Genomic DNA, 20,923 nt, shown 5'->3' with positions numbered 1-20,923 from the left:
CTCCGACTGGTGGTTTCGAGTCGCCCTGCGGGCGCACCTCAACCACCGAGGTCGAGCGCACATCGTCCGCCCGCACCGAGGGCAAGGCCCCCGCCCCTCAGTAGGATCGAACCCGGTATGGCTTCTTATCCCGTCTCCTCCGCGACCGGCGCCGACGTGCGCGTCCGCTTCTGCCCGTCGCCCACCGGCACCCCGCACGTCGGCCTGGTGCGCACCGCCCTCTTCAACTGGGCGTACGCCCGGCACACCGGCGGCACGTTCGTATTCCGGATCGAGGACACGGACCCCGCGCGCGACACCGAGGAGAGCTACCGGCAGATCGTCGAGGCGCTCCGCTGGCTGAAGCTCGACTGGGATGAGGGCATCGACGTCGGCGGCCCGCACGGGCCCTACCGGCAGTCGCAGCGGTACGACATCTACCGCGACGTGATCGCGCGCCTGACCGAAGCCGGTCACCTCTACGAGAGCTACGCGACGGGCGAGGAGATCGAGGCCCGCAACCTCGCCGCCGGCCGCGACCCGAAGCTCGGCTACGACAACTTCGAGCGCGACCTGACCGAGGAGCAGCGCCAGGCGTACCGCGACGAGGGCCGCACCCCGGCGCTGCGCCTGCGTGTGCCGGACGAGGAGCTCTCCTTCGACGACCTGGTGCGCGGCCCGATCACCTTCCCGGCCGGGTCCTTCCCCGACTTCGTGGTCGTCCGCCCGAGCGGCGACCCGCTCTACACGCTCGTGAACCCGGTCGACGACGCGATCATGGGCATCACGCACGTGCTCCGCGGCGAGGACCTGCTCTCGTCGACTCCCCGCCAGGTGGCGCTCTACCACGCGCTCATCGACATCGGCGTGGCCAAGGAGATCCCGCGGTTCGGCCACCTGCCCTACGTGATGGGCGAGGGCAACAAGAAGCTGTCGAAGCGCGACCCCGAGTCGAACCTCTTCCACCACCGGGAGCGCGGCTTCGTCCCAGAGGGTCTCCTCAACTACCTGGCGCTGCTCGGCTGGTCGCTCACGCACGACCGCGACGTGTTCACGAGCGAGGAGATGACCGCGGCGTTCGACGTGGCGGACGTCAACCCGAACCCGGCCCGCTTCGACCTCAAGAAGGCGGAGTCGATCAACGGCGACCACATCCGCATGCTCGCGCCGGAGGACTTCGAGCGCCGGATCGTGCCCTACCTGCAGGGCGTCCTCAGCGACCCGCCGACCGAGCACCAGCTCGCGGTCCTGCACGAGGCCGCCCCGCTCGTGCAGGAGCGGGTGAACCTGCTCGGCGAGGTGCACGGCATGCTCGCCTTCCTGTTCACGCGCGACGAGGACATCGTCGTCGAGGACGACGCGCTGCCGAAGGCGGACGGGCTCACCGTGCTCGACGCCGCCATGGCGGCCCTCGAGACCCTCGACTGGTGGAAGGCAGGGGAGATCGAGGCGGCGCTGCGGGCCGCGCTCATCGAGGGCCAGGGACTCAAGCCCCGCACCGCATTCGGTCCGCTTCGGGCCGCCGTCAGTGGTCGGCGGGTGAGCCCGCCGCTGTTCGAGTCGATGGAGATCCTCGGCAAGCACTCGACGCTCGTCCGCATCGAGCGCCTCGCCGACCGCCTCCGCGATGCCTGACGCCCCCGCGACTCCGGCCGACGCGGTGCATCCCGACGCTCCGGCCGCCGACTACTCGGTCGTGGTGATCGGCGCCGGGCCGGCCGGGCTCGGCGCCGCGCTCAACATCGTGCGTGCACGCCACCGCACCCTCGTGCTCGACGCGAACCGGCCCCGCAACGCGGCGACGCTGCACTCGCACGGCTATCCGACTCGGGACGGCATCTCGCCCCTCGAGCTGCGCCGGCTCGGCCGAGCGGAGCTCGAGCAGTATCCGGAGGCCGAGTTCGAGAACGCCCGTGTCACGCGCGTGAGCCGGGAGGGCGAGGTCTTCCGCGTCGAGGCGCAGGGCATCCGCGGCGGTGCGGACCGCTCCGTCACGGCCGTGTCGGTCGTCGTCACGAGCGGCCTCGTGGAGCGCCTGCCCGCCCTGCCGACCCTCCGCGCCTTCTACGGCACCGCCTTGCACAGCTGCGTGATGTGCGACGGCTACGAGGAGAGCGGCAAGCCCCTCGCGCTGATCGGCGAGACCGACGACCTCGCCGAGCATGCGCGGCTGCTCTCCCGCTGGACGGACGACCTCATCGTGTTCGGCCCGGTGGGGGAGCAGGACGAGCGCGAGCTCGCCGGCCGTGGCGTCCGCGTCGAGCGGCGCCCGGTCGCCGATGTGGTGGGCGACCGCTCCGGCATGACCGGCATCCTGCTCGAGGACGGCGAGACCGTCCCGCGCACGGCCGGCTTCGTTCGCCCGGTCTACGAACCGGCGCTCGCGTACCTGGACGGCCTGGACGCCGCTGTCGACGACGACGGCCTCCTCGTGGTCGACGGCGAGGGCCGCACCTCCGTGCCGGGCCTTTACGCCGCCGGCGACTCCACCCCGCCCGGCCCGCAGCAGCTCATCGTGGCGGCGGGCTCCGGCGCGAAGGTCGCCGCCGCGCTGGTCCGCGACCGCCTCTGACGCCTCCCGACGCAGGCGCGCGGTAACGAATCAAGGAGATCCGGCCGCGAACGCCAGCGATCGGCATGCTGACTCTGCGGCGGGACCGAATCTCCTGAAATCGTTACGCCCGCTGCGTTGGTTGGCGACAGGTTCAACGATTTGCCTCAGATGTTGCGCTCATGTGCGCTCAATCATTGACACTGCCGATCCGCCACCCATAGCCTCGAAAGCGCCGCACTCGCGGAGACTCCACGCAACGACGCTTGAGGACGCTCATGGCCGATACCCCCGCCCGCCCGCTCTCCATCCGAGGATCCGACTTCGTCGATGCGTCCGGGCAGGAGGTCCGGCTCCGCGGCCCCAACATCGGCGGCTGGCTGCTGATGGAGAACTTCATCACCGGGTTCGCCGGCAACGAGTCGCTGATGCGGGCGAACGTGCGCAAGGCGATCGGCGAGGACAAGGCCGACCGATTCTTCGCGCGGCTGATCACCTCGTTCTTCGGCGACGCGGACGCCGCGTTCCTCGCGCGCGAGGGCTTCAACTCGGTCCGGCTGAACATCAACTACCGGCACCTCGAGAGCGACGCCAAGCCGTTCGAGATCCTCGAGGACGGCTTCCGGCACATCGACCGCGCGATCGAGCAGTGCGCCGCTCACGGCATCTACTCGATGATCGACCTGCACGCGCTGCCGGGCTACCAGAACCAGGACTGGCACTCGGACAACCCGACGCACGTCGACACCTTCTGGGACCACCCGCACTTCCAGGACCGCGTGGTGAACCTCTGGGAGGCGATCGCCGACCGCTACAAGGGCAACCCCTGGGTCAGCGGCTACAACATCATGAACGAGCCCGCGGATGCGACGCGCAAGCGGGTCGGCCCCTTCTACGACAGGGCGGTCGCCGCCGTGCGTGCCATCGACCGCGACCACATCATCTTCCTCGACGGCAACACGTACACGACCGAGTTCGACATCTTCCCGGACGAGCCGACGGAGGAGGGCATCGTCTACGCGGTGCACGACTACGTGGCGGCCGGCTTCGGGCGCGGCGGCCCCTACCCGGGCGTGACCGACGGCGTGTACATCGACCGCGACTACGTGGAGAAGAAGTTCCTCGAGCGCTCCGAGTACGCCCGCCGCACGGGCACCCCGATCATGGTCAGCGAGTTCTCGCCGATCTACTTCAACGACGAGGAGAAGGACGTCCAGCGCCGCCAGATCCTCGCCGACCAGCTCGAGATCTACACGCGCCACAACGTCAGCTGGCAGTCCTGGATGTACAAGGACCTCGGCCGGCAGGGCATGGTGGGCGTGCGCCCCGAGACCCCCTACCGCCGTCGCTTCGACGACTTCGTCGCGAAGAAGGTGCGGCTCGGCGCCGACGCCTGGGGCAGCGATGAGATCGGCCCGCGCGAGGTCTCGGAGCCGGTGCAGGCGCTGATCGAGCGGGAGTTCCCCGAGTTCGACCCGTACCCGTTCGGCCGCTTCCACTTCGTGCGCCGCCTGCTGCTCAACATCATCGTGGCCGAGCCCATGGCGGAGGAGTACGCGAGCCTCTTCACGGGGCTCGACGACAGCGAGCTCGACGCGCTCGCCGACTCGTTCTCGTTCGAGAACTGCCAGATCCGCGACAGTCTCGTCGCCCAGCTGAAGGAGGGCTGATGTCCACCACCGCATCTTCGGGAGGCAGCGCAGCGCCCGAGTCCATGCGCGCGAGCGTGCTCGTCCAGCAGGGCGAGGTGCGGCTCGAGGAGCGACCCGTGCCGTCGCTCGAGCCGAACCAGGTGCTCATCGAGGTCGCCGCGGTCGGCGTGTGCGGATCCGACGTGCACTACTACCAGCACGGCCGCATCGGCGACTTCGTGGTCGACGCTCCGATGATCCTCGGCCACGAGGCCGCCGGCACGATCGTCGCGGTCGGATCGGCCGTGCCGGCCGACCGGGTGGGGGAGCGCGTCTCGATCGAGCCCCAGCGGGCCTGCCGGGTGTGCGAGCAGTGCAAGCGCGGCGCCTACAACCTCTGCCCGGCGATGGAGTTCTACGCGACTCCGCCGATCGACGGCGCATTCGCCCAGTACTCCGTGATCGAGGCGGACTACGCGCACCCGATCCCGGACTCGATGTCCTTCGAGGCGGCGGCGCTCTGCGAGCCGCTCTCGGTGGGCATCTGGGCCAACCAGAAGGCACGCACGGGTCCGGGGAGCCGGGTGCTCATCACCGGCGCTGGCCCGATCGGCATCGTCATCCTGCAGGTCGCCCGCGCATTCGGGGCCAGCGAGGTGATCGTGTCCGACATCGCCGAGACGCGGCGCGAGGCTGCCCTCCGCTTCGGGGCGGACCGCGTGCTCGACGCCCGCACCGAGGACCCGGCGGAGTTCGCGAAGGACGTCGACGTGTTCATCGATGCCTCTGGAGCGCAGCCGGCCGTCCGCTCGGGCCTGCTCGCCCTCAAGCCGGGCGGCCGCGCCGTCCTCGTCGGCATGGGCGCGGACGACGTCCTGCTGCCGGTGTCCCGCATCCAGGCCCGCGAGCTCGAGGTGACCGGCGTGTTCCGCTACGCGAACACCTGGCCGCTCGCGATCGAGCTCGCTTCGTCGGGCCGCGTCGACCTCGACGCGCTCGTGACCGGGCGCTTCCCCCTCGATCGCGTGGTGGAGGCGCTCGACGGCGCTCTCGACCCCGCGGCGCTGAAGGTGCTGGTCCAGCCGGGCGCCTCCGCCTGATGGACCCCGTGCCCCGGGCGCGTTCAAACGCCGCCCGGGGCGCGGTCACGCCCGCGGCAGGGGAGCGCTCGCGTCAGGCCGACGGTCGGGCGCGCCCGACGAGCGCCCGTCCCTGACCGCCACGGTCACTCGACGGGCGCGGTCTCCGCGAGCTCGAGCACGGCCGACGCGACAGCGCGATCGGCGATGAGCGTCGTGAACAGCCCGGAGCGCGCGGCCGCGAGCGTCGCCGCCGCGCGTCCGGCGCCGTAGACGCTCGCCACGACCTTCGGGACGTTCCGCAGCTCGTCGAGGCTGATGCCGAGCACACGGTCGTCGAGCACCTCGGACACCGTGCGGCCCTCGGCGTCGAACAGCCGTCCGCTGATCTCGCCGACAGCGCCGAGCTCCAGGCCGAGATCCTGCTCGGCGGCGCCGACGGTGTCGTAGATGGAGGACTCGCCGGGCAGCCAGGCGCCGATGGTGATGACGGCCACGGAGATCCGGGGATAGAACTCGAAGGCGGTGGCGAGGTCGCGCTGGCCGCGCAGCGCCGTCGCGACGTAGGCGTCCGGGGCGACGAGGGGCGCGTAGATGGGGAACGCCCGGCCGCCGCTGACATCGGCGAGCCGGCGGATGACCTCGACGCTGCCGGGGGAGCTGATCTCGCTCGTGATGTGGCCCGCGAGCTGCACGAGCGTGCACGGCGGCAGCGTCTTCAGGTGCTCGCTCATGGCGACGATGGTGCGGCTCCAGGTGACGCCGACGACGTCGCTCGGCTGCACGACGGTGGGCAGCAGCTCCGCGAGCGCTCGCCCCATCTCGGTGCGGGGGCTGTCGCCGACGACGTCGTGCACGATCGCGCGCTCGATGCCGAGGGCGTCGCGGAGCCGCTCGCTCAGCTGCTCGTCGACGCCGCCGGGAAGGCGCACGTCGATCGACACGATGCCGGACGAGCGGGCGAACTGGAGGAGGCGCGCGACCTGGAACCGCGTGATGCCGAGGCGCTCCGCGATGTCGACCATCGAGCGGTCCTCGAGGTAGTAGGCCTCGGCGACCGTGCCCGCCAGCGACCTCTCCTCCTGCTCCGAGAGGCGGCGCGTGCCGGAGCCGTCCTCGGTGGGCCCCAGGGGAGGGCGTCCGCGTCGTGTCATCTCTCGATCCTTCTGCTGGGGGCAGCCGGCGGCCTGCTGCCGCCGTCGACTGTGCCGAGCGTCGCCACCCTACGTCACAGGCGCAGGTGAGCGACGCTCGGAGAGGGTCGCCGCCCCGGGGTATGGAGCCCCCGAGGCGGCGACCCGGCTACTTCCCGAATCCGGCGGTCAGGCCGGAGATCAGCTGCCGGCGACCCACGACGTAGAGGACCACGATCGGCAGGGCGGACAGGGTGACCGCCGCGAGGACGGCCGGGATGTTGATCTGGAACTCGCCCTGGAAGGTCCAGAGCGACAGGGGCAGCACCCGCGTGTTGGCGCTCTGGGTCAGCACCAGCGGGAACAGGAAGCCGTTCCACACGTTGAGCGCGTCGTAGATCGCCACGGTGACGATCGCCGGACGGGCGAGGGGAACGACGAGGCTCCACAGCATCCGCCAGTCCCCGCCGCCGTCCACGCGCATCGACTCGAAGAGCTCACCGGGGATGTCCCGCATGAAGTTGACGAGGATCAGCACGGTGATCGGGACCGCGAACGCGATCGAGGGCAGGATCAGCGCGAGCAGGCTGTCGTAGAGACTCAGCCGCGTGATCATGTAGTAGACGGGGATGATCGTCGCCTGCAGCGGGATCGCGAGTCCGAGCAGGATCACCGAGAAGGTGCGCTGCGCGTTCTTCGACCGCGATCGCACGATGTAGTACGACGCCATCACGCAGATCACGAGGATGACCGCCACCGACGCGACGGTGACCACCACGCTGTTGAAGAAGTAGAGCGGGAAACCGCTCGTCAGCACGGTGATGTACGAGTCGAGCGTCGGTGCCGCCGGCGGCAGCAGGGGGTTCTCCGTGTAGAAGGAGGACTGCTCCCGCAGGCTGGTGAGGACGATGTAGTAGATCGGCAGGACGATGACGCCCAGCCAGACCCAGCCGAGGATGCCGCCGAGAATGTTCGGCCGTGCGCGTGCGGTTCTCACATGCCCTCCATCTGGCTCTCCATGCGGTTGGCGCCGCTGGCTCGGTTGAGTGCGAGGGACAGGGTCAGGCCGACCACGACGAGGATGACGGCGATGACGCTCGCGCGGCCCATGTCGAAGCTGCGGAAGCCGACCAGGTACATGTCGAGCGGCAGGATGCGCGTCGCGTTGCCGGGGCCGCCCTGCGTCAGCACGTAGATGAGGTCGAAGTAGGTGAGCGACCCGACCAGCATCAGCGTCGACGACGTGATGATCGTGTAGCGCAGCTGGGGGATCGTGATCTGCCAGAAGCGCTGCCACCCCGAGGCCCCGTCGAGCATGGCGGCCTCGTAGAGCGAGGCCGGGATCTGCCGAGCGCCGGCCTGGTAGAGCAGCGAGTGGAACGGGATGAACGTCCACGCGATCACGAAGAGCACGACGCCCAGCGCGAGCGTCGGGTCACCGAGCCAGTTCTGCTTGAGGAACGGGATCTTGAGCGCCGCGCCGAGCCCGAAGTTGGGATCGAGCAGCGCCTTGAAGGCGATCGCGGTCGCCGCGGCCGAGAAGACGAGCGGCAGGAAGTAGAGCGCCGCGAGGAACGCGCGGTAGCGCTGGTGCCCGGCGATGAACACGCCGATCAGCAGGCTGAGGGGCGCCTGGATCACCCAGTTGCCGATCATCACCACGAGGCTCAGCCACGCGGCGTTGTGGGTCTCGGGGGAGGCGAGGGTGCGGGTCCAGTTGTCGAACCCGGCCCAGGTGGGCGTGCCGAGGCCGTCCCAGTTCATGAGGCTGAGGATGACGACGCCGACGAGCGGGATGATCGCGAAGGCCGCGAAGAAGGCGAGTGCCGGCACTGCCATCAGGAGGCTGGGGCCGTGCCCCCCGCCGTTGGGGCGGGGAGCGCGGCGGGCGCGTCCCGAGGATGGGAGGAGGCCGGAGCCGGCGCCGCGGGAGACCGCGGCGCCGGCTTCGATGTCGGTGGTCATGACCGACTAAAGGGTCGCGTTCATGTTGGCGACGAACTCCTCGGGAGTGATCTGCAGCAGGAAGATCTGGTCCATGTTGGTCAGAAGCTCCTGAGCAGCCGCGGAGGGCAGCGCCTGGTCCCACGAGAGCGTGAAGTTGGGCGCGTTGTTCACCAGGTCGTACGCGAAGCGGAGGAAGTCGCCGTTCGGGGCGTCGTCGAGCTGGCTCTCGATGCCCTTCACCGGCGGCACGCCGCCACCGTCGATGAGCGTCTTCGTGTACTCGTCGTTGAAGACGCGCTCGTTGAGGTAGGTGATCGCGGCCTCCTTCGCCTCGTCGGACGCGGACGCGTTGAGGTACCAGTAGTTCGACGGGTTGCCGACCACGTTGGCCGGGTCGCCCGTGCCGCCCTCGACGGTCGGGAACGGGATGAAGCCGAGCTTGCCGCCCTCGACGAACTCGGGCGCGTCCTGCGCGAAGCTCGAGAAGACCCAGCTGCCCTGGAGGAGCATCGCGGCCTGACCGGTGTGCACGAGCGCGGCGTCCGCGTTCGCGTCGGCGACGACCGTGCCGAAGCCCTCGGCGAAGCCGCCGGCCTTGACGAGGTCCTGGATCTTGGTGAGCGCCTCGGCGAACGCCGGGTCGGACCACGCGTCGGCCTCGCCCGCGGCGACCTTCGCGAACGGCTCGGCGCCGCCGATCCGGTCGGTGAGGTACTGCAGCCACAGCAGCTCGGGCCACTTGGATGCGCCGGCCAGGGAGAACGGCGCGATGCCGGCCTCCTTGAACTGCGGAACGAGGGCCATGGTCTCCTCCCAGGTCGTGGGCGGCTCCGCCCCGATCTGGTCGAACAGGTCCTTGTTGTAGTAGATGAGCTCGGGCTGGGTCTGCGACTGCGGCACCGCGTAGAGCTCGCCGTCGACCCGGCCCCCGTCGACGATCGACGGGATGAGCCGGTCGAGGAGCTCGTCGACCTCACCCTCGAGCGAGACGACCTTGCCCGTGTCGACGTACTCCTTCAGGGTGCCGCCACCCCAGCCGAACACGAGGCTCGGGCCGGTGCCGGCGCCCATGGCCGTGCGGATCTTCTCCTTGTAGGGGTCGTTGGCGAACCACTCGACGGCGATCTCCTGGTCGGGGTTGTCCTTGTTCCAGTTCTCGAAGGACTCCTTCCACATGACCTCGTGCACGCCTCCCGTGAGGGCCCACGCGGAGGCTCCGTCGCCGGAGGCTCCGCCGCCGGCACTCTGGCCGGGCCCGCTGGAGCCGCACGCGCTGAGCGCGATCGCGGAGATCGCGGCGAGCGCGACACCGGCTATTGCTCGTTTCCTGGACAGCACCATTGCTTGGTCCCTTTCTCGTCATCGAGGATTGCTGGAGGGTGCAAGTGCGGCGCCGGATTTGCTCCCGTTTGTTTCGCTCAAACGTGAAGCAGCGTCGCGGGTGTCACGCTAACAGCCACGGGGCGCGAGGCAAAGGACCCTGTGCCGGTTTCGACACCGTTTTCGAAAGCGGCCCGTCGGCAGGCGGGAGCCGAGGGCCGTCAGCGGGAACGTCTCGCATGGGGTAGAGTCGTATGTCGGTTGTCCGGGCCTCGCCCGGGACCGCCCGGGAGTCCGCTTCGCGGCGCCCCCGTTGGGGTATGGTGTAATTGGCAACACGGCTGATTCTGGTTCAGTTGTTCTTGGTTCGAGTCCAGGTACCCCAGCACTGTTTTCCGCAGGATTCCGCGTCAGCGTCCTTCCTCGCCTGAGTCTGCTAGCGCCCGTCTGAGGGTGGGGGACCAGATGCACCCGTGCACTCTGCGTGCGCGGTCGGTGTCTCGATCTCCAAGCTCAGGGCATCCCATGCCGGCTGACGCCATGGACGCTTCCTGCGATGCGCAGCGAGCAGCTTCTGCGCGTGAACAGGGGCAGCGCCCGGCATACGCCGCCGGAATGTCGACTGCAAGCGGGCGGCATCCTCCGGCCGGTCGGCTAGACCTGTTTCTGCGCGCACGTCGCGGGTGTGGTCGCCTCACTTGAGGATGCCAGCGCATCGACCCATTGCTGCGACTCACCTCGGACGCACGCAGGCTTCGACTTGGGTTAGGCAGATCGAGCAATGAACAGATGTTCACGTGTTGAGCATATGTTTGACAGCGGCCCGCAGGACCCCTAGCCTCGATCGAGGAAACGGCAAGCGTCATCGACGACGCGGAAAGGTGGCGCTCAACCCATGTCGGAGACGGCCTACACGAACCTCATCGGCGCACACGGTCTCGTCTGGGCCGGCGGATGGTCGCCGGAGGAGGCCCGCTACTCCATCGAGTCGACCAAGCGCGCCGGCTACGACCTCATCGAGATCCTCTTCATGAACCCGCGTGGGGTCGACGCCGCCTTGACGCGCCGTCTGCTCGACGAGTACGAGGTGCAGGCCAGCGCTTCGCTCGGTCTCTCTCTCGACACGGACGTGAGCAGCGAGGACGAGGAGCGGGTGAAGGCCGGCGAGGCGGTCCTGGCGGATGCGCTCCATGTCGCCGAGAAGGTCGGACTCGTCTACCTCGGCGGGGTGCTGTTCGGCGCTTTGAGTAAGTACGCGCAGCCGGTGACGGAGCGGGGAAGGGCGAACTCGATCGGCGCGGTGCGCCGCTTCTGCGACGCCGCCGCAGACTCCGGCATCACGATCGGGCTCGAGATCGTCAACCGGTACGAGTCGAATCTCCTCAACACGGCTCGGCAGGCCGTCGAGTACGTGCGCGAGGTGGACCGGCCGAACCTCGTCATCCACTTGGACACCTACCACATGAACATCGAGGAGGTCGACAACTACGCCGCCGTCCTCGAGTGCGGCGACCTCCTGGGCTACGTCCACATCGGCGAGAGCCACCGCGGCTATCTGGGCAGTGGGAGCGTGGACTTCGCAGGGCTCTTCCGCGGGCTCGGAGCCATCGACTACTCGGGACCGATCACCTTCGAAAGCTTCTCGTCCAAGGTCGTCATGCCGGAGCTCTCCCACACGCTCGCGATCTGGCGCGATCTCTGGGACGACAGCATGGACCTCGCCACCCAGGCCCGCTCCTTCATCGACGCGCAGCTGCGTGCGGTGGCCTCGCAGCGCCACCACTGATCCTTCCCCTCCTTCCCCGATCTCCGCTTCCCTCCCCGATCCGAGGTGCCTCCGCATGCCTGCCACCACGTCCACCACGCCCGCCGATGAACTCGTCCAGCGCAGCCGGACGCTCGGCGCCGACCCGCGGTTCACGAACTACGGCGGCGGCAACACCTCCGCCAAGGGGACGGACCTCGACCCTGCGAGCGGCAAACCGATCGACCTCGTCTGGGTCAAGGGATCCGGAGGCGACCTTGCGACGCTGAGCCGCGGGGGACTCGCCGTGCTGCGTCGAGACCGCGTCCTCGGGCTGCGCGACGTGTACCGCGGACCGGAGCACGAGGACGAGATGGTCTCAGCCTTCGAGTACTGCCTCCACGGCAAGGGAGGCGCCGCCCCCTCGATCGACACGTCGATGCACGTCCTCGTTGACGCGGCGCACGTCGATCATCTCCACCCAGACTCGGGGATCGCGATCGCGACCGCGGCCGACGGCCCCGAGCTGACCCGCGCCGTCTTCGGTGACCGGGTTGTCTGGGTGCCGTGGCGTCGGCCCGGCTTCCAGCTGGGTCTCGACATCGCGGAGATCAAAGCGAAGAACCCGCAGGCGATCGGCTGCATCCTCGGCGGACATGGCATCACCGCGTGGGGCGACACGAGCGAGGAGTGCGAAGCACGCTCGCGGGAGATCATCGAGACCGCCGAGCGGTACATCGCCGAGCAGGGGGAGGCGGAGCCGTTCGGCCCGCTCGTCGACGGCATGAGGCCGCTCGACGCACCGGAGCGCCGGCGGCGGGCTGCCGAGCTGCTGCCTACGCTGCGCGGTATGGCGTCGACGGACTCGCCGACTGTCGGCCACTACATCGACGACGAGCGCGTGCTGGACTTCATGGCTCGCGCCCAGTACCAGCGGCTCGCCGATCTCGGCACGAGCTGCCCCGACCACTTTCTCCGGACGAAGGTCAAGCCGCTGGCGCTCGACCTCCGCCCGGACGCCGCCCTCGAGGACGTCCTGGCCCGGCTCGCAGAGCTCCACGAGCAGTACCGCGAGGAGTATCGGGCCTACTACGAGCGGAACGCGGCGCCCGACTCGCCCCCTATGCGCGGCGCCGACCCGGCGATCGTGCTGGTGCCGGGGATCGGCATGTTCAGCTTCGGGCGCGACAAGCTCACGGCCCGTGTCGCGGGCGAGTACTTCGTCAACGCGATCAACGCCATGCGCGGCGCCGAAGCGCTCTCGTCGTACGCGCCTATCCCGGAGGCTGAGAAGTTCCGGATCGAGTACTGGGCCCTGGAGGAAGCGAAGCTGCAGCGCATGCCGAAGCCGAAGCGCCACGCCACTCGGATCGCGCTCGTGACCGGGGCCGGGAGCGGCATCGGCAAGGCGATCGCCCAGCGTCTCGCCGCGGAGGGCGCCTGCGTCGTGCTCGCCGACGTCAATCTCGACAACGCTCGCGCCGTCGCCGACGAGATCGCGGAAGCGGCCGGTGTCCTCCGCGCCACCGACGTCGCGGTCGCGTTGCCGGCCGATGTGCGCGACGAGGAGGCGGTGCGTGAGCTCCTCCAGGAGGCGGTGCTCGCCTTCGGCGGCGTCGACCTCGTGGTGAACAACGCCGGGCTCACCGTCGCGAAGTCGCTCACCGACACGACCGTCGACGACTGGAACCTGCTGCACGACGTCATGGCGCTCGGCTCCTTCCTCGTCTCCCGCGAGGCCGCCCGCGTGATGATCCCTCAGAGGATGGGCGGGGACATCATCTACATCTCCTCCAAGAACTCGATCTTCCCGGGGCCCAACAACGTCGCCTACTCGGCCGCCAAGGCCGACCAGGCGCACCAGGTCCGGCTGCTCGCCGCCGAGCTCGGCGCCCACCGCATCCGCGTGAACGGCATCAACCCGGACGGGGTCGTGCGAGGCTCCGGGATCTTCTCGGGCGGATGGGGAGCGAGCCGGGCCGCGGTCTACGGCGTCCCCGAGTCGGAGCTGGGGGCCTACTACGCGAAGCGCACCCTCCTCGGCAAAGAGGTGATCCCCGAGGACGTCGCCGCAGCCGTAGCCGTGCTCGCGAGCGCCGATCTCGGTCAGACCACGGGCCTGCACGTGCCCGTCGACTCGGGTGTCGCCGCGGCCTTCCTCCGGTAGTCGGCGATGACGATCTCGGTCGCCGCAGTCGACCTCGGCGCCAGTAGCGGCCGGGTTGTCCGCGGGACCGTGAGCAGGGATGTCCTTCGTCTCGAGACGGTCGTCCGGTTCCCGAACCTGCCTGTCCGCACGGTCGAGGGTCTCCATTGGAGCTTCGGCGAGCTCGCCCGCAACGTCGGCGAGGGCATCGCCGCCGCGGCACTTCCGGGGCCGCTCGCCAGCGCGGGCATCGACTCCTGGGCGGTGGACTACGGCATCGTCCGGCAGGGTCGCCTGCTCGGGATGCCGAGGCACTACCGCGACGAGCGGAATGCCCGTGCCGTCGCGGCTGCGCAGGACCGGGTGACGGCCGATGAACTCTTCGCGATCAACGGCCTTCAGCATCTGCCGTTCAACACCCTGTATCAGCTCTTCGACGACGCCAGGACGGGCTGGCTCCGGGAGGGTGACAGCGTGCTGATGATCCCCGACCTTCTCGCCTTCGAGCTGACGGGAGTGAGGGGCGCGGAGCGCACCAACGCGTCGACGACGGGACTCGTCGACATCGGCACCGGCGGCTGGAGCGCGGACCTCTTCCGGCGGCTCGACATCCCCTTCGCCTTCGAGCCTGGTCTCACCGAGCCGGGGACTCTCATCGGCGAGATCGCGCCCGACGTGCGGGAGGCCTACGGAATCGGTCCCGTCCGGATCCGAGCCGTGGCCTCTCATGACACCGCCTCAGCCGTCGCTGCCGTCCCTGCGACCGGGTCCCGCTTCGCCTACATCTCGAGCGGAACGTGGGCGCTCGTCGGGCTCGAGCTCGTCGGTCCGGTGCGGACGCCGGCGGTCCGCGAGGAGAACTTCACGAACGAGCTCGGCGTCGACGGCACCGTCCGGTTCCTGCGCAACGTCAACGGGCTGTGGCTCCTCAATGAGACGAAGCGCCGGTGGGAGCGGAACGGCCGTTCCGTCGACTTGGCGGCACTGGCCGCGGCGGCGGAGGCGGCGGATGGGGAGCCGGTGGTGTTCGACTCCGAGGACCCCCGGTTCCTGCCGCCGGGCGACATGCCGCGCAGGATTGCCGACTGGTGCGTCGAGCACGGAATCGCCCCGCCCAGTGGAGAGGTGGCGACCGTCCGCAGCATCCTCGTCAGTCTGGCCCACGCGTATGCCCGCGCGGTCGCGACCGCCTCCAGGCTGAGCGGGTTCGCGGTCGACTCGGTGCACATCGTCGGCGGCGGCGCTCAGATTCCCCTGCTCTGTCAGTCAGTCGCCGATCGAACCGGGCTGCCGGTGGTGGCGGGGCCTGTCGAGGCGACGTCGATCGGCAACGTCCTCGTACAGGCGCGAGCAGCGGGGGAGCTGTCCGGCGCGCTCGCCGATCTGCGGGACCTGGTGGGCCGCACGCAGAGTCTCCGGCGCTACTTCCCGCGCTGAGGCCACCCGAGCTGCCGACAGTCCGTCGTCCGACGCCCTGTCGGGGCACGCAAGAAGGGGGGAGCCGGCTCCGCCGGCTCCCCCCTTCTTCTTGTGTGCGATCGGACTAGAAGTCGTAGTCGCCGATGTTCTCCGCGGTGAACATGAGCGGCTTGTCGTAGAGGATCTCCCCGTCCTTACCGATCGTGTAGGTGCCGGCGTCGCCGGCGTCGATCGTCTCGCCTTCCTCGCCCTTGATCTCGCCGGTGGCCAGCTGGTAGGCCGCCACGGACGCGACATAGCCGAGCTCGGCCGGGTCCCACAGAGCGAACGCCGCGGATGCGCCGGACTCGATGAAGTCCTTCACCGAGCTGGGCAGGGCGAAGCCGGTCGCGAACACCTTGCCCTGCAGGCCGGCGTTGATGATGGCCTGCTGCGCGGCCGGCGCCGAGACAGCGGACGAGGAGATGATCACCTTCAGGTCGGGGTTCGCCTGGATCAGGTTGAGCGCGATGTCCTGGCTCTTCTGCGCGTCGTCACCGGCGAACTGGACGGTGTCGATGTAGCTGAACGAGGAGTACTTCGGGTCGGTATCGATGAGCTCCTTCATGATCTGGACGTGCGCGGTGTGATTCGGAGCGCTGGGTGACGCCGAGATGAATGCCACCTGCCCGCCCTCGGGGGAGTTGAGCAGCGCGGCGTCGAGCATCGTCTGTGCCGCGAGCTCGTAGCTCAGCTGATTGACGAACAGGTCACGGGCATCGACTGCCGCGTCCGCGTCGTACGTGACGACCTTGATGCCCTGCTGGCGCGCCTGCTTGAGAGCCGGCGCGACGGCGTCACCGTCGATGGCGCTGACAACGAGCGCGCTGGGTGCCTGCGGGATCGCGTTCGTGAGAGTCGCGATCTGCTCCGTGGCGTCCGGCTTGTCGGAGCCGATGTAGTCGAAGGTGAAGCCGAGGTCCTCTCCCGCCTGCTCGCCGCCCTCCCGCGCCACCTCGAAGTAGGCGAGGCCGGTGAACTTGGGTGCCATGAAGATCTTCACGTCTTCGCCACCGGCGGCGGCGTCGTCCCCGCCCGCGCTGGGAGGCGTGCTGGAGCAGGCGGTGAGAAGGAGTGCCCCGGCGACGAGCGCCGCGGCTCCCTTCCAGATTCGACTTCCTCGTCGAGTGATGGAGGACATGCTCTTCCTTTCGGATCGGTGGATGCGGGCGACCGTCGCCCGTGGGGCCCTACGGGTGCGAGAGACGGGATTCATGCCGGTGTGGCGTCCTCCAGTGCTGCGGTTCTCGCGTGTGCAGGTCGGTGTGCAGCGATCCGCGCGCGGATCAGCTGGTAGGCACGGGGGAGGCCGATGCTCGCCACGAGGAGCAGACCCACCACGAGGGTCTGACTGGTCCCTGGGACATTTGCGAGCTTCATGCCGGTCTGCAGCGTGCCCAGCAGGACGAGGCTCAGCAGCACGCCCAGCGCGCGGCCGCTTCCGCCCTTGATCGAGACGCCGCCGAGCACCACCGCCGTTATGACGAACAGGATGCTGCCGTCGGCGTTGTCTCCGCGCGCCGACTGGTACTGGCTCACCCAGACGAGGCCGGCGAGACCCGACATCGCTCCGGCGAGTGCGTAGGCGATCACCCGGTTGCGGATCACGGCGATGCCGCCCATGCGGGACGCCTTCGCGCTGTTCCCGATCGCATAGCTCGCTCGGCCGAAGCGGGTGAAGCCCATCAGCACCCCGAAGCCCGCCGCGACCACGAGGGCGAGGACGACCGTCGCCGGAACGGCTCCGACCCACGTGGAGCCCAGTTGCGTGTACTCCGGAGTCAGCCCTGTGATTCCGGCATCGCCGGCCAGGATGTAGGCGATTCCGCGGTACGCCCCCAATGTCCCCAGCGTCACCGCGAGCGAGGGGAGGCCGGCGACGGCGACGAGGATCCCGTTGATGGCCCCGAGAAGGGCGCACACGAGGAGCGTGATGAGCAGGCCCGCCACGAGCGGGATCCCGGCGACCGAGAGGTTCGCGAGGAGCACGGCTCCGACCGCGAGCGTCGACGCGAGCGAGATGTCGATCTCGCCCTGGACCACGATCGGAAAGAGCCCGAAGGCCATCAGTGCGAAGATGACGAAGAACGCCGCCGAGTTGAGCAGGTTGACCGAGTTCAGGAAGTAGGGAGACAGCGTGCTCGACCAGATCGCGGCCAGGACGATGAGGACGACGAGCGTGCCCTCCCAGGCGTAGGAGCGGATGAACTGCTTCACGCGGTCACCTCCATGACTCGCCGGCGCGATGTCGCACCGAGGACCCGTCGTTGCACGACCGCGTCGACGGCGACGGCCGCGATGATCGCCGCCCCCTGGATGAGGAGCCGGTAGAACTCCTGGACCTGGAGGAGGACCAGCCCGTTGTTGATCGTGGCCAGCACGATGGCGCCGATCGCCGCCCCGTAGACGCTTCCCGAGCCGCCCCAGATGCTGACCCCGCCGATGACAACCGCGGCGAGCACCTGCAGCTCGATGCCGCTCGCGAGCAGGGAGTTGATGTTCCCCACCTGGGCGCCGAGGAGCAGGCCGGCGAGCGCGGCGATGATGCCGGCGCCGACATAGGCGCCGAGGACGATGGCCGCATTGTTGAGGCCGAAGAAGCGGGCCGCCTTCGGATTGGAGCCGTAGGCGTAGATCTTGCGGCCCCAGGGAAGGAAGCGCAGGGCGAGCGCCACGAGGATCACGACGACGAGCGCGAGCCACACGTAGGCGGGGACGCCGAGCCAGATGGCGGTCGCGAGGTCGCGCATGAACCGGGGCAGCTCGCCCACGGTGACCTCCTGGGCATTCGCGTACACCGATACGAAACCGCGGTAGATCGAGAGCGTTCCAAGCGTCGCAACGATCGAGGGGATCTCGAGCACGGCGACCAGGAAGCCGTTGATGAACCCGAGCACCGCCCCGATCGCGATCGCGAGGACGACGACGAGGGGCTGCAGCGCGGGTGCCCCTCCCGCGATGTCGAACACGACGTATGCGGACACCCCCATGATGGAGCCGACCGAGAGGTCGAGGTTGCCCGTGAGCACCACCAGGGTCTGTCCGGCCGCCGCGATGGCCAGAATCGCGGCCGTGAAGAGGACGCTGCGTCCGTTGTCGAGCGTGAAGAAACGGGGTGCGAGGAGACTGAAGACGAGGATCAGCAGGACCAGGAACACGACGACGCCGAGGAACCGCACCCGGAGGGCGGCCGCGCCACTCGACGCGAAGCCTCGTCGGGAGGTCACGCCGGGGGTCATGGGCGGCGCGTCGGTCTTGGTCACTTGCTGTCCTCCTTGTTCGCCCCGCCGGCGCCGGTGCGGGTGGCCGCCGCGAGGATGCTCTCCTGGCTCGCGTCCTCGATGGGGATGTCGTCCACGAGTCGTCCTCGGGACACCACGAGCACGCGGTCGCTGACCGCGAGGACCTCGGGCAGGTCGGACGAGATCATGAGGATGGCGAGGCGCTCCTCCCGCGCCAGCTTCCGCATGATGTCGTGCACCTGAGCCTTCGTGCCCACGTCGATGCCGTGCGTGGGCTCGTCCAGCAGCAGCACCTTCGGACCGGTGGCGAGCAGCCGCGCGAGGGCCACCTTCTGGCGGTTGCCCCCCGACAGCTCGCTGACGAAGGACTTGAGGCGTCCCTTGATGCTGAGCGCGCTCTGCTGCTCCGACGCCGCCTCCCGCTCCTTCCGGCCGGACATGAAGCCGAAGCGGCTCAGCCGAGGCAGGCTCGGCAGGGCGATGTTGTCCGTGATCGTCATCGACGAGATGACGCCTTCGGCGTCGCGGTCCTCCGGAAGGTAGACGAGACCCAGCTCGCTCATCTGTCCGGGTGACCGGGGACGGACGGGCTTGCCGTCGACCAGCACCGTCCCCGTCATCCGAGGGGACAGGCCGAAGATCGCCTGCGCCACTTCGGAGCGGCCGGATCCGACGAGTCCCGCAACGCCGACGATCTCCCCCTCGTGCACGTTGAAGGAGATGCCGTCGAAGACGCCGGGAAGGCTGAGGTTCGAGACGGAGAGCCGAGCTGGGCCGAGGGGACGGTCGCGGGCGACGGCCTCGAGCGCGACAGATCGCCCCACCATCAGCTTGATCATGGTGGCGTCGTCCAGCTCGTCGACGGGCGCCGTCCGCACGTGTGTCCCATCGCGGAGGACCGTGATGGTGTCCGCGAGCCGCCGGATCTCCTCCATCCGGTGCGAGATCCAGAGCACGCTCGTGCCCTGGCTCTTCAGCCGCGCCACGAGGTCGTACAGCTTCGCGGCCTCGCCCGGAGTCAGGGCACTGGTGGGTTCGTCCAGGATGAGCAGCCGCAGGTCCGATGACATGGCTCGGGCGATCTCGACGTACTGAGCTTCGGCGACCGTGAGGCCGGCCACCAGCGCGTCGACGTCGAGCTCGAAGCCCAGGCGGGCGAGGAGCTCCTGCGCCCGACGCCGCATCGTCGCCGAGTCGAGGGCGCCGGCGCGCGTGGGGTACTGCCCGGTGAAGATGTTCTCGGCGATGGAGAGGTGCGGGAAGAGATTGGGGTCCTGGTAGACGGCGGCGATGCCGTGGTGCCGGGCCTGCAGCGGACTGCTGAAGGAGACGGGCTCCCCGTCGAGAAGTAGCTGTCCCGTGTTCGGCGTCAGAAGGCCGGTGATGATGCCGACCAGAGTGGACTTGCCCGCGCCGTTCTCGCCGACCATGGCGTGGATCTCACCCGGGGCGATCGAGAAGTCGATGCCGCGCAGAGCATGCACCGCCTCGAAGCTCTTCGAGACCCCTTGGATCTGCAGGCGCGGGATCACCGGAGATCTTGTCTCCGGGATGGATACCGTCTGTTCGCTCACCGGCGCTTCGTGCCTCTCCCGCGGGAACGAAACCCGGTCCCCGACGACCTCGGCCACGCTAACATCCTGACAAGCCGTGATCAACATCTGTTCACGGCGTGATCAAATGTTCACGGAAAGGGACGCAGGTGTCCTTGGCGTCACTCCACAGCGAGAGCTCTCGCTACGTCCTCGGTCGTGATCAAGACGCTGGCGAAGCGCCCGTTCAGCGCGCCCCGGATCGCCGCCAGCTTGTCCATCCCGCCGGCGACGGCGATCACGTTCGGCATCTCGCGCAGCTCCTCGATCCGGATCCCGACGCGCGAGCGCTCGATGCCCATGTCGAGGACCTCCCCGTCCGCGTCGTACCACTGCGCGAGGATGTCGCCGATCGCGCCCTGGCGGCGGTACTGCTCGAGCTGTCCCTCGCTGACGAGACCGTTCTGGAGGATCGTGGCCTGTGCCACCGCTCCGCCGATCCCGATCAACGTCGCACTTGCGCCACGAGCGAGGTCGATCACCTCTGTGACGAGGCGCTCCTGCCCCAGCGCCTCGGCGATTTCCGGGCTGGAGGCAAGGAGAGGAGCGGGGATGAACCGGATGAACTCGGCGATCCCATTGTTCGCCGCCCCCCGGATGGCGGTGGTGTACGCGTCGATGCCCCCGGTGAGAGTTGCGAAGGTGACCCCCGCCAGCTCAGCTCGGCGGAGGCTCAGCAGCGTGCGAAGCACCGTGTCGCCCCAGCCGACTCCGATGACGGCGCCGGGGGAGAGGTAGCGCCGCAGGTACTGCGCGCCCTCGAGCGCGACCCGCGCATTGGTTGTCTCTCCGGACACCGACTCGTCGATCTGCGGAACGACTGCGACGTCTCGAAGACCGTACTTCTCCCGCAGGATCCGCGGGAGCTCCATGCCGCCGAGGCCGTTCGTCTGGATGTCGATCGTGACGACGCCGCTCGTTCGAGCCCGGTCGAGCAGACGTGCCACGGTGGGCCGCGATACTCCCATCTTCTGCGCGATCTGCGCCTGGGTCATGTCGTCCCGGTAGTAGTACCACGCCACGCGCACGAGGCGCTCTCTATCGAACTCGTCATCGCGGCCGTAGGGCAGGGCGTGGGACATCGGATCTCCAGAAAGAAGG

The 20,923-nt window shown here is 69.1% G+C and carries 16 protein-coding genes and 1 tRNA gene; 8 read left to right on the top strand and 9 right to left on the bottom strand.

Annotated features, from left to right (window positions below; all coding sequences use genetic code 11):
- The first annotated feature begins 117 nt into the window (after positions 1-117).
- From gltX to J3P36_RS06400, 4 genes are all read left to right on the top strand, one after another.
- A complete protein-coding gene (gltX, locus tag J3P36_RS06415) occupies positions 118-1,614 on the top strand; it encodes a glutamate--tRNA ligase (RefSeq protein ID WP_210506368.1) in 1,497 nt (498 codons plus the stop codon).
- On the top strand, positions 1,607-2,551 hold the full coding sequence (locus tag J3P36_RS06410; protein ID WP_210506367.1) for an NAD(P)/FAD-dependent oxidoreductase: 945 nt from the start codon (positions 1,607-1,609) through the stop codon (positions 2,549-2,551). The genes gltX and J3P36_RS06410 overlap by 8 nt, the downstream gene beginning before the upstream one ends.
- A 257-nt stretch (positions 2,552-2,808) precedes the next feature.
- A complete protein-coding gene (locus tag J3P36_RS06405) occupies positions 2,809-4,200 on the top strand; it encodes a glycoside hydrolase family 5 protein (RefSeq protein WP_210506366.1) in 1,392 nt (463 codons plus the stop codon).
- Complete coding sequence (locus J3P36_RS06400) at positions 4,200-5,261, top strand: NAD(P)-dependent alcohol dehydrogenase (protein ID WP_210506365.1); 1,062 nt, start codon at positions 4,200-4,202, stop codon at positions 5,259-5,261. The genes J3P36_RS06405 and J3P36_RS06400 overlap by 1 nt, the downstream gene beginning before the upstream one ends.
- A gap of 125 nt (positions 5,262-5,386) precedes the next feature.
- Here J3P36_RS06400 and J3P36_RS06395 read toward each other — a convergent pair whose 3' ends face one another.
- The 4 genes from J3P36_RS06395 to J3P36_RS06380 all read right to left on the bottom strand — a co-directional run bounded on the left by J3P36_RS06395 (position 5,387) and on the right by J3P36_RS06380 (position 9,661).
- Entirely contained in the window at positions 5,387-6,394 is a 1,008-nt protein-coding gene (locus tag J3P36_RS06395; protein WP_210506364.1) for a sugar-binding transcriptional regulator, read from the bottom strand.
- A 148-nt stretch (positions 6,395-6,542) separates the two neighbouring features.
- Positions 6,543-7,370 carry a carbohydrate ABC transporter permease gene (locus tag J3P36_RS06390; protein WP_210506363.1) on the bottom strand — a complete coding sequence of 276 codons (828 nt, stop codon included), beginning with the start codon at positions 7,368-7,370 and terminating at the stop codon, positions 6,543-6,545.
- Positions 7,367-8,338, bottom strand: a complete 972-nt coding sequence (locus J3P36_RS06385) for a carbohydrate ABC transporter permease (RefSeq protein WP_210506362.1) — start codon at positions 8,336-8,338, stop codon at positions 7,367-7,369. Before J3P36_RS06385 ends, J3P36_RS06390 begins: the two co-directional genes overlap by 4 nt.
- 6 nt (positions 8,339-8,344) lie before the next feature.
- Positions 8,345-9,661, bottom strand: a complete 1,317-nt coding sequence (locus J3P36_RS06380) for an extracellular solute-binding protein (protein WP_210506361.1) — start codon at positions 9,659-9,661, stop codon at positions 8,345-8,347.
- Between the two features lie 293 nt (positions 9,662-9,954).
- On the opposite strand from J3P36_RS06380, the gene J3P36_RS06375 reads away from it, so the two are divergent.
- The 4 genes from J3P36_RS06375 (at position 9,955) to J3P36_RS06360 (ending at position 14,967) form a co-directional block, all read left to right on the top strand.
- Positions 9,955-10,026, top strand: a tRNA-Gln gene (locus J3P36_RS06375).
- 509 nt (positions 10,027-10,535) lie between these two features.
- Positions 10,536-11,426: a sugar phosphate isomerase/epimerase gene (locus tag J3P36_RS06370; protein ID WP_210506360.1), complete on the top strand. Its 891-nt coding sequence runs from the start codon at positions 10,536-10,538 to the stop codon at positions 11,424-11,426.
- A gap of 55 nt (positions 11,427-11,481) precedes the next feature.
- On the top strand, positions 11,482-13,551 hold the full coding sequence (locus J3P36_RS06365; RefSeq protein ID WP_210506359.1) for a bifunctional aldolase/short-chain dehydrogenase: 2,070 nt from the start codon (positions 11,482-11,484) through the stop codon (positions 13,549-13,551).
- Positions 13,552-13,557: 6 nt separating this feature from the next.
- The gene (locus J3P36_RS06360) at positions 13,558-14,967 is read left to right on the top strand and encodes a rhamnulokinase family protein (protein WP_210506358.1); all 1,410 of its coding nucleotides are present in this window, start codon (positions 13,558-13,560) and stop codon (positions 14,965-14,967) included.
- A gap of 106 nt (positions 14,968-15,073) precedes the next feature.
- On the opposite strand, the gene J3P36_RS06355 is transcribed toward J3P36_RS06360, so the two are convergent.
- The 5 genes from J3P36_RS06355 to J3P36_RS06335 all read right to left on the bottom strand — a co-directional run bounded on the left by J3P36_RS06355 (position 15,074) and on the right by J3P36_RS06335 (position 20,904).
- Complete coding sequence (locus J3P36_RS06355) at positions 15,074-16,129, bottom strand: autoinducer 2 ABC transporter substrate-binding protein (RefSeq protein ID WP_210506357.1); 1,056 nt, start codon at positions 16,127-16,129, stop codon at positions 15,074-15,076.
- A 71-nt stretch (positions 16,130-16,200) separates the two neighbouring features.
- A complete protein-coding gene (locus tag J3P36_RS06350) occupies positions 16,201-17,205 on the bottom strand; it encodes an ABC transporter permease (protein WP_210506356.1) in 1,005 nt (334 codons plus the stop codon).
- Positions 17,202-18,251: an ABC transporter permease gene (locus tag J3P36_RS06345; protein ID WP_210506355.1), complete on the bottom strand. Its 1,050-nt coding sequence runs from the start codon at positions 18,249-18,251 to the stop codon at positions 17,202-17,204. Before J3P36_RS06345 ends, J3P36_RS06350 begins: the two co-directional genes overlap by 4 nt.
- Entirely contained in the window at positions 18,248-19,804 is a 1,557-nt protein-coding gene (locus tag J3P36_RS06340; protein ID WP_210506354.1) for a sugar ABC transporter ATP-binding protein, read from the bottom strand. The genes J3P36_RS06345 and J3P36_RS06340 overlap by 4 nt, the downstream gene beginning before the upstream one ends.
- Before the next feature lie 140 nt (positions 19,805-19,944).
- Positions 19,945-20,904: a sugar-binding transcriptional regulator gene (locus J3P36_RS06335; protein ID WP_210506353.1), complete on the bottom strand. Its 960-nt coding sequence runs from the start codon at positions 20,902-20,904 to the stop codon at positions 19,945-19,947.
- Positions 20,905-20,923: the final 19 nt, after the last annotated feature.

The organism is Naasia sp. SYSU D00057 (assembly GCF_017916505.1).
GTDB lineage: Bacteria > Actinomycetota > Actinomycetes > Actinomycetales > Microbacteriaceae > Naasia.
Note: the sequence above shows the minus strand (reverse complement) of the source record. Positions and strands in the feature narration are given on the sequence as shown.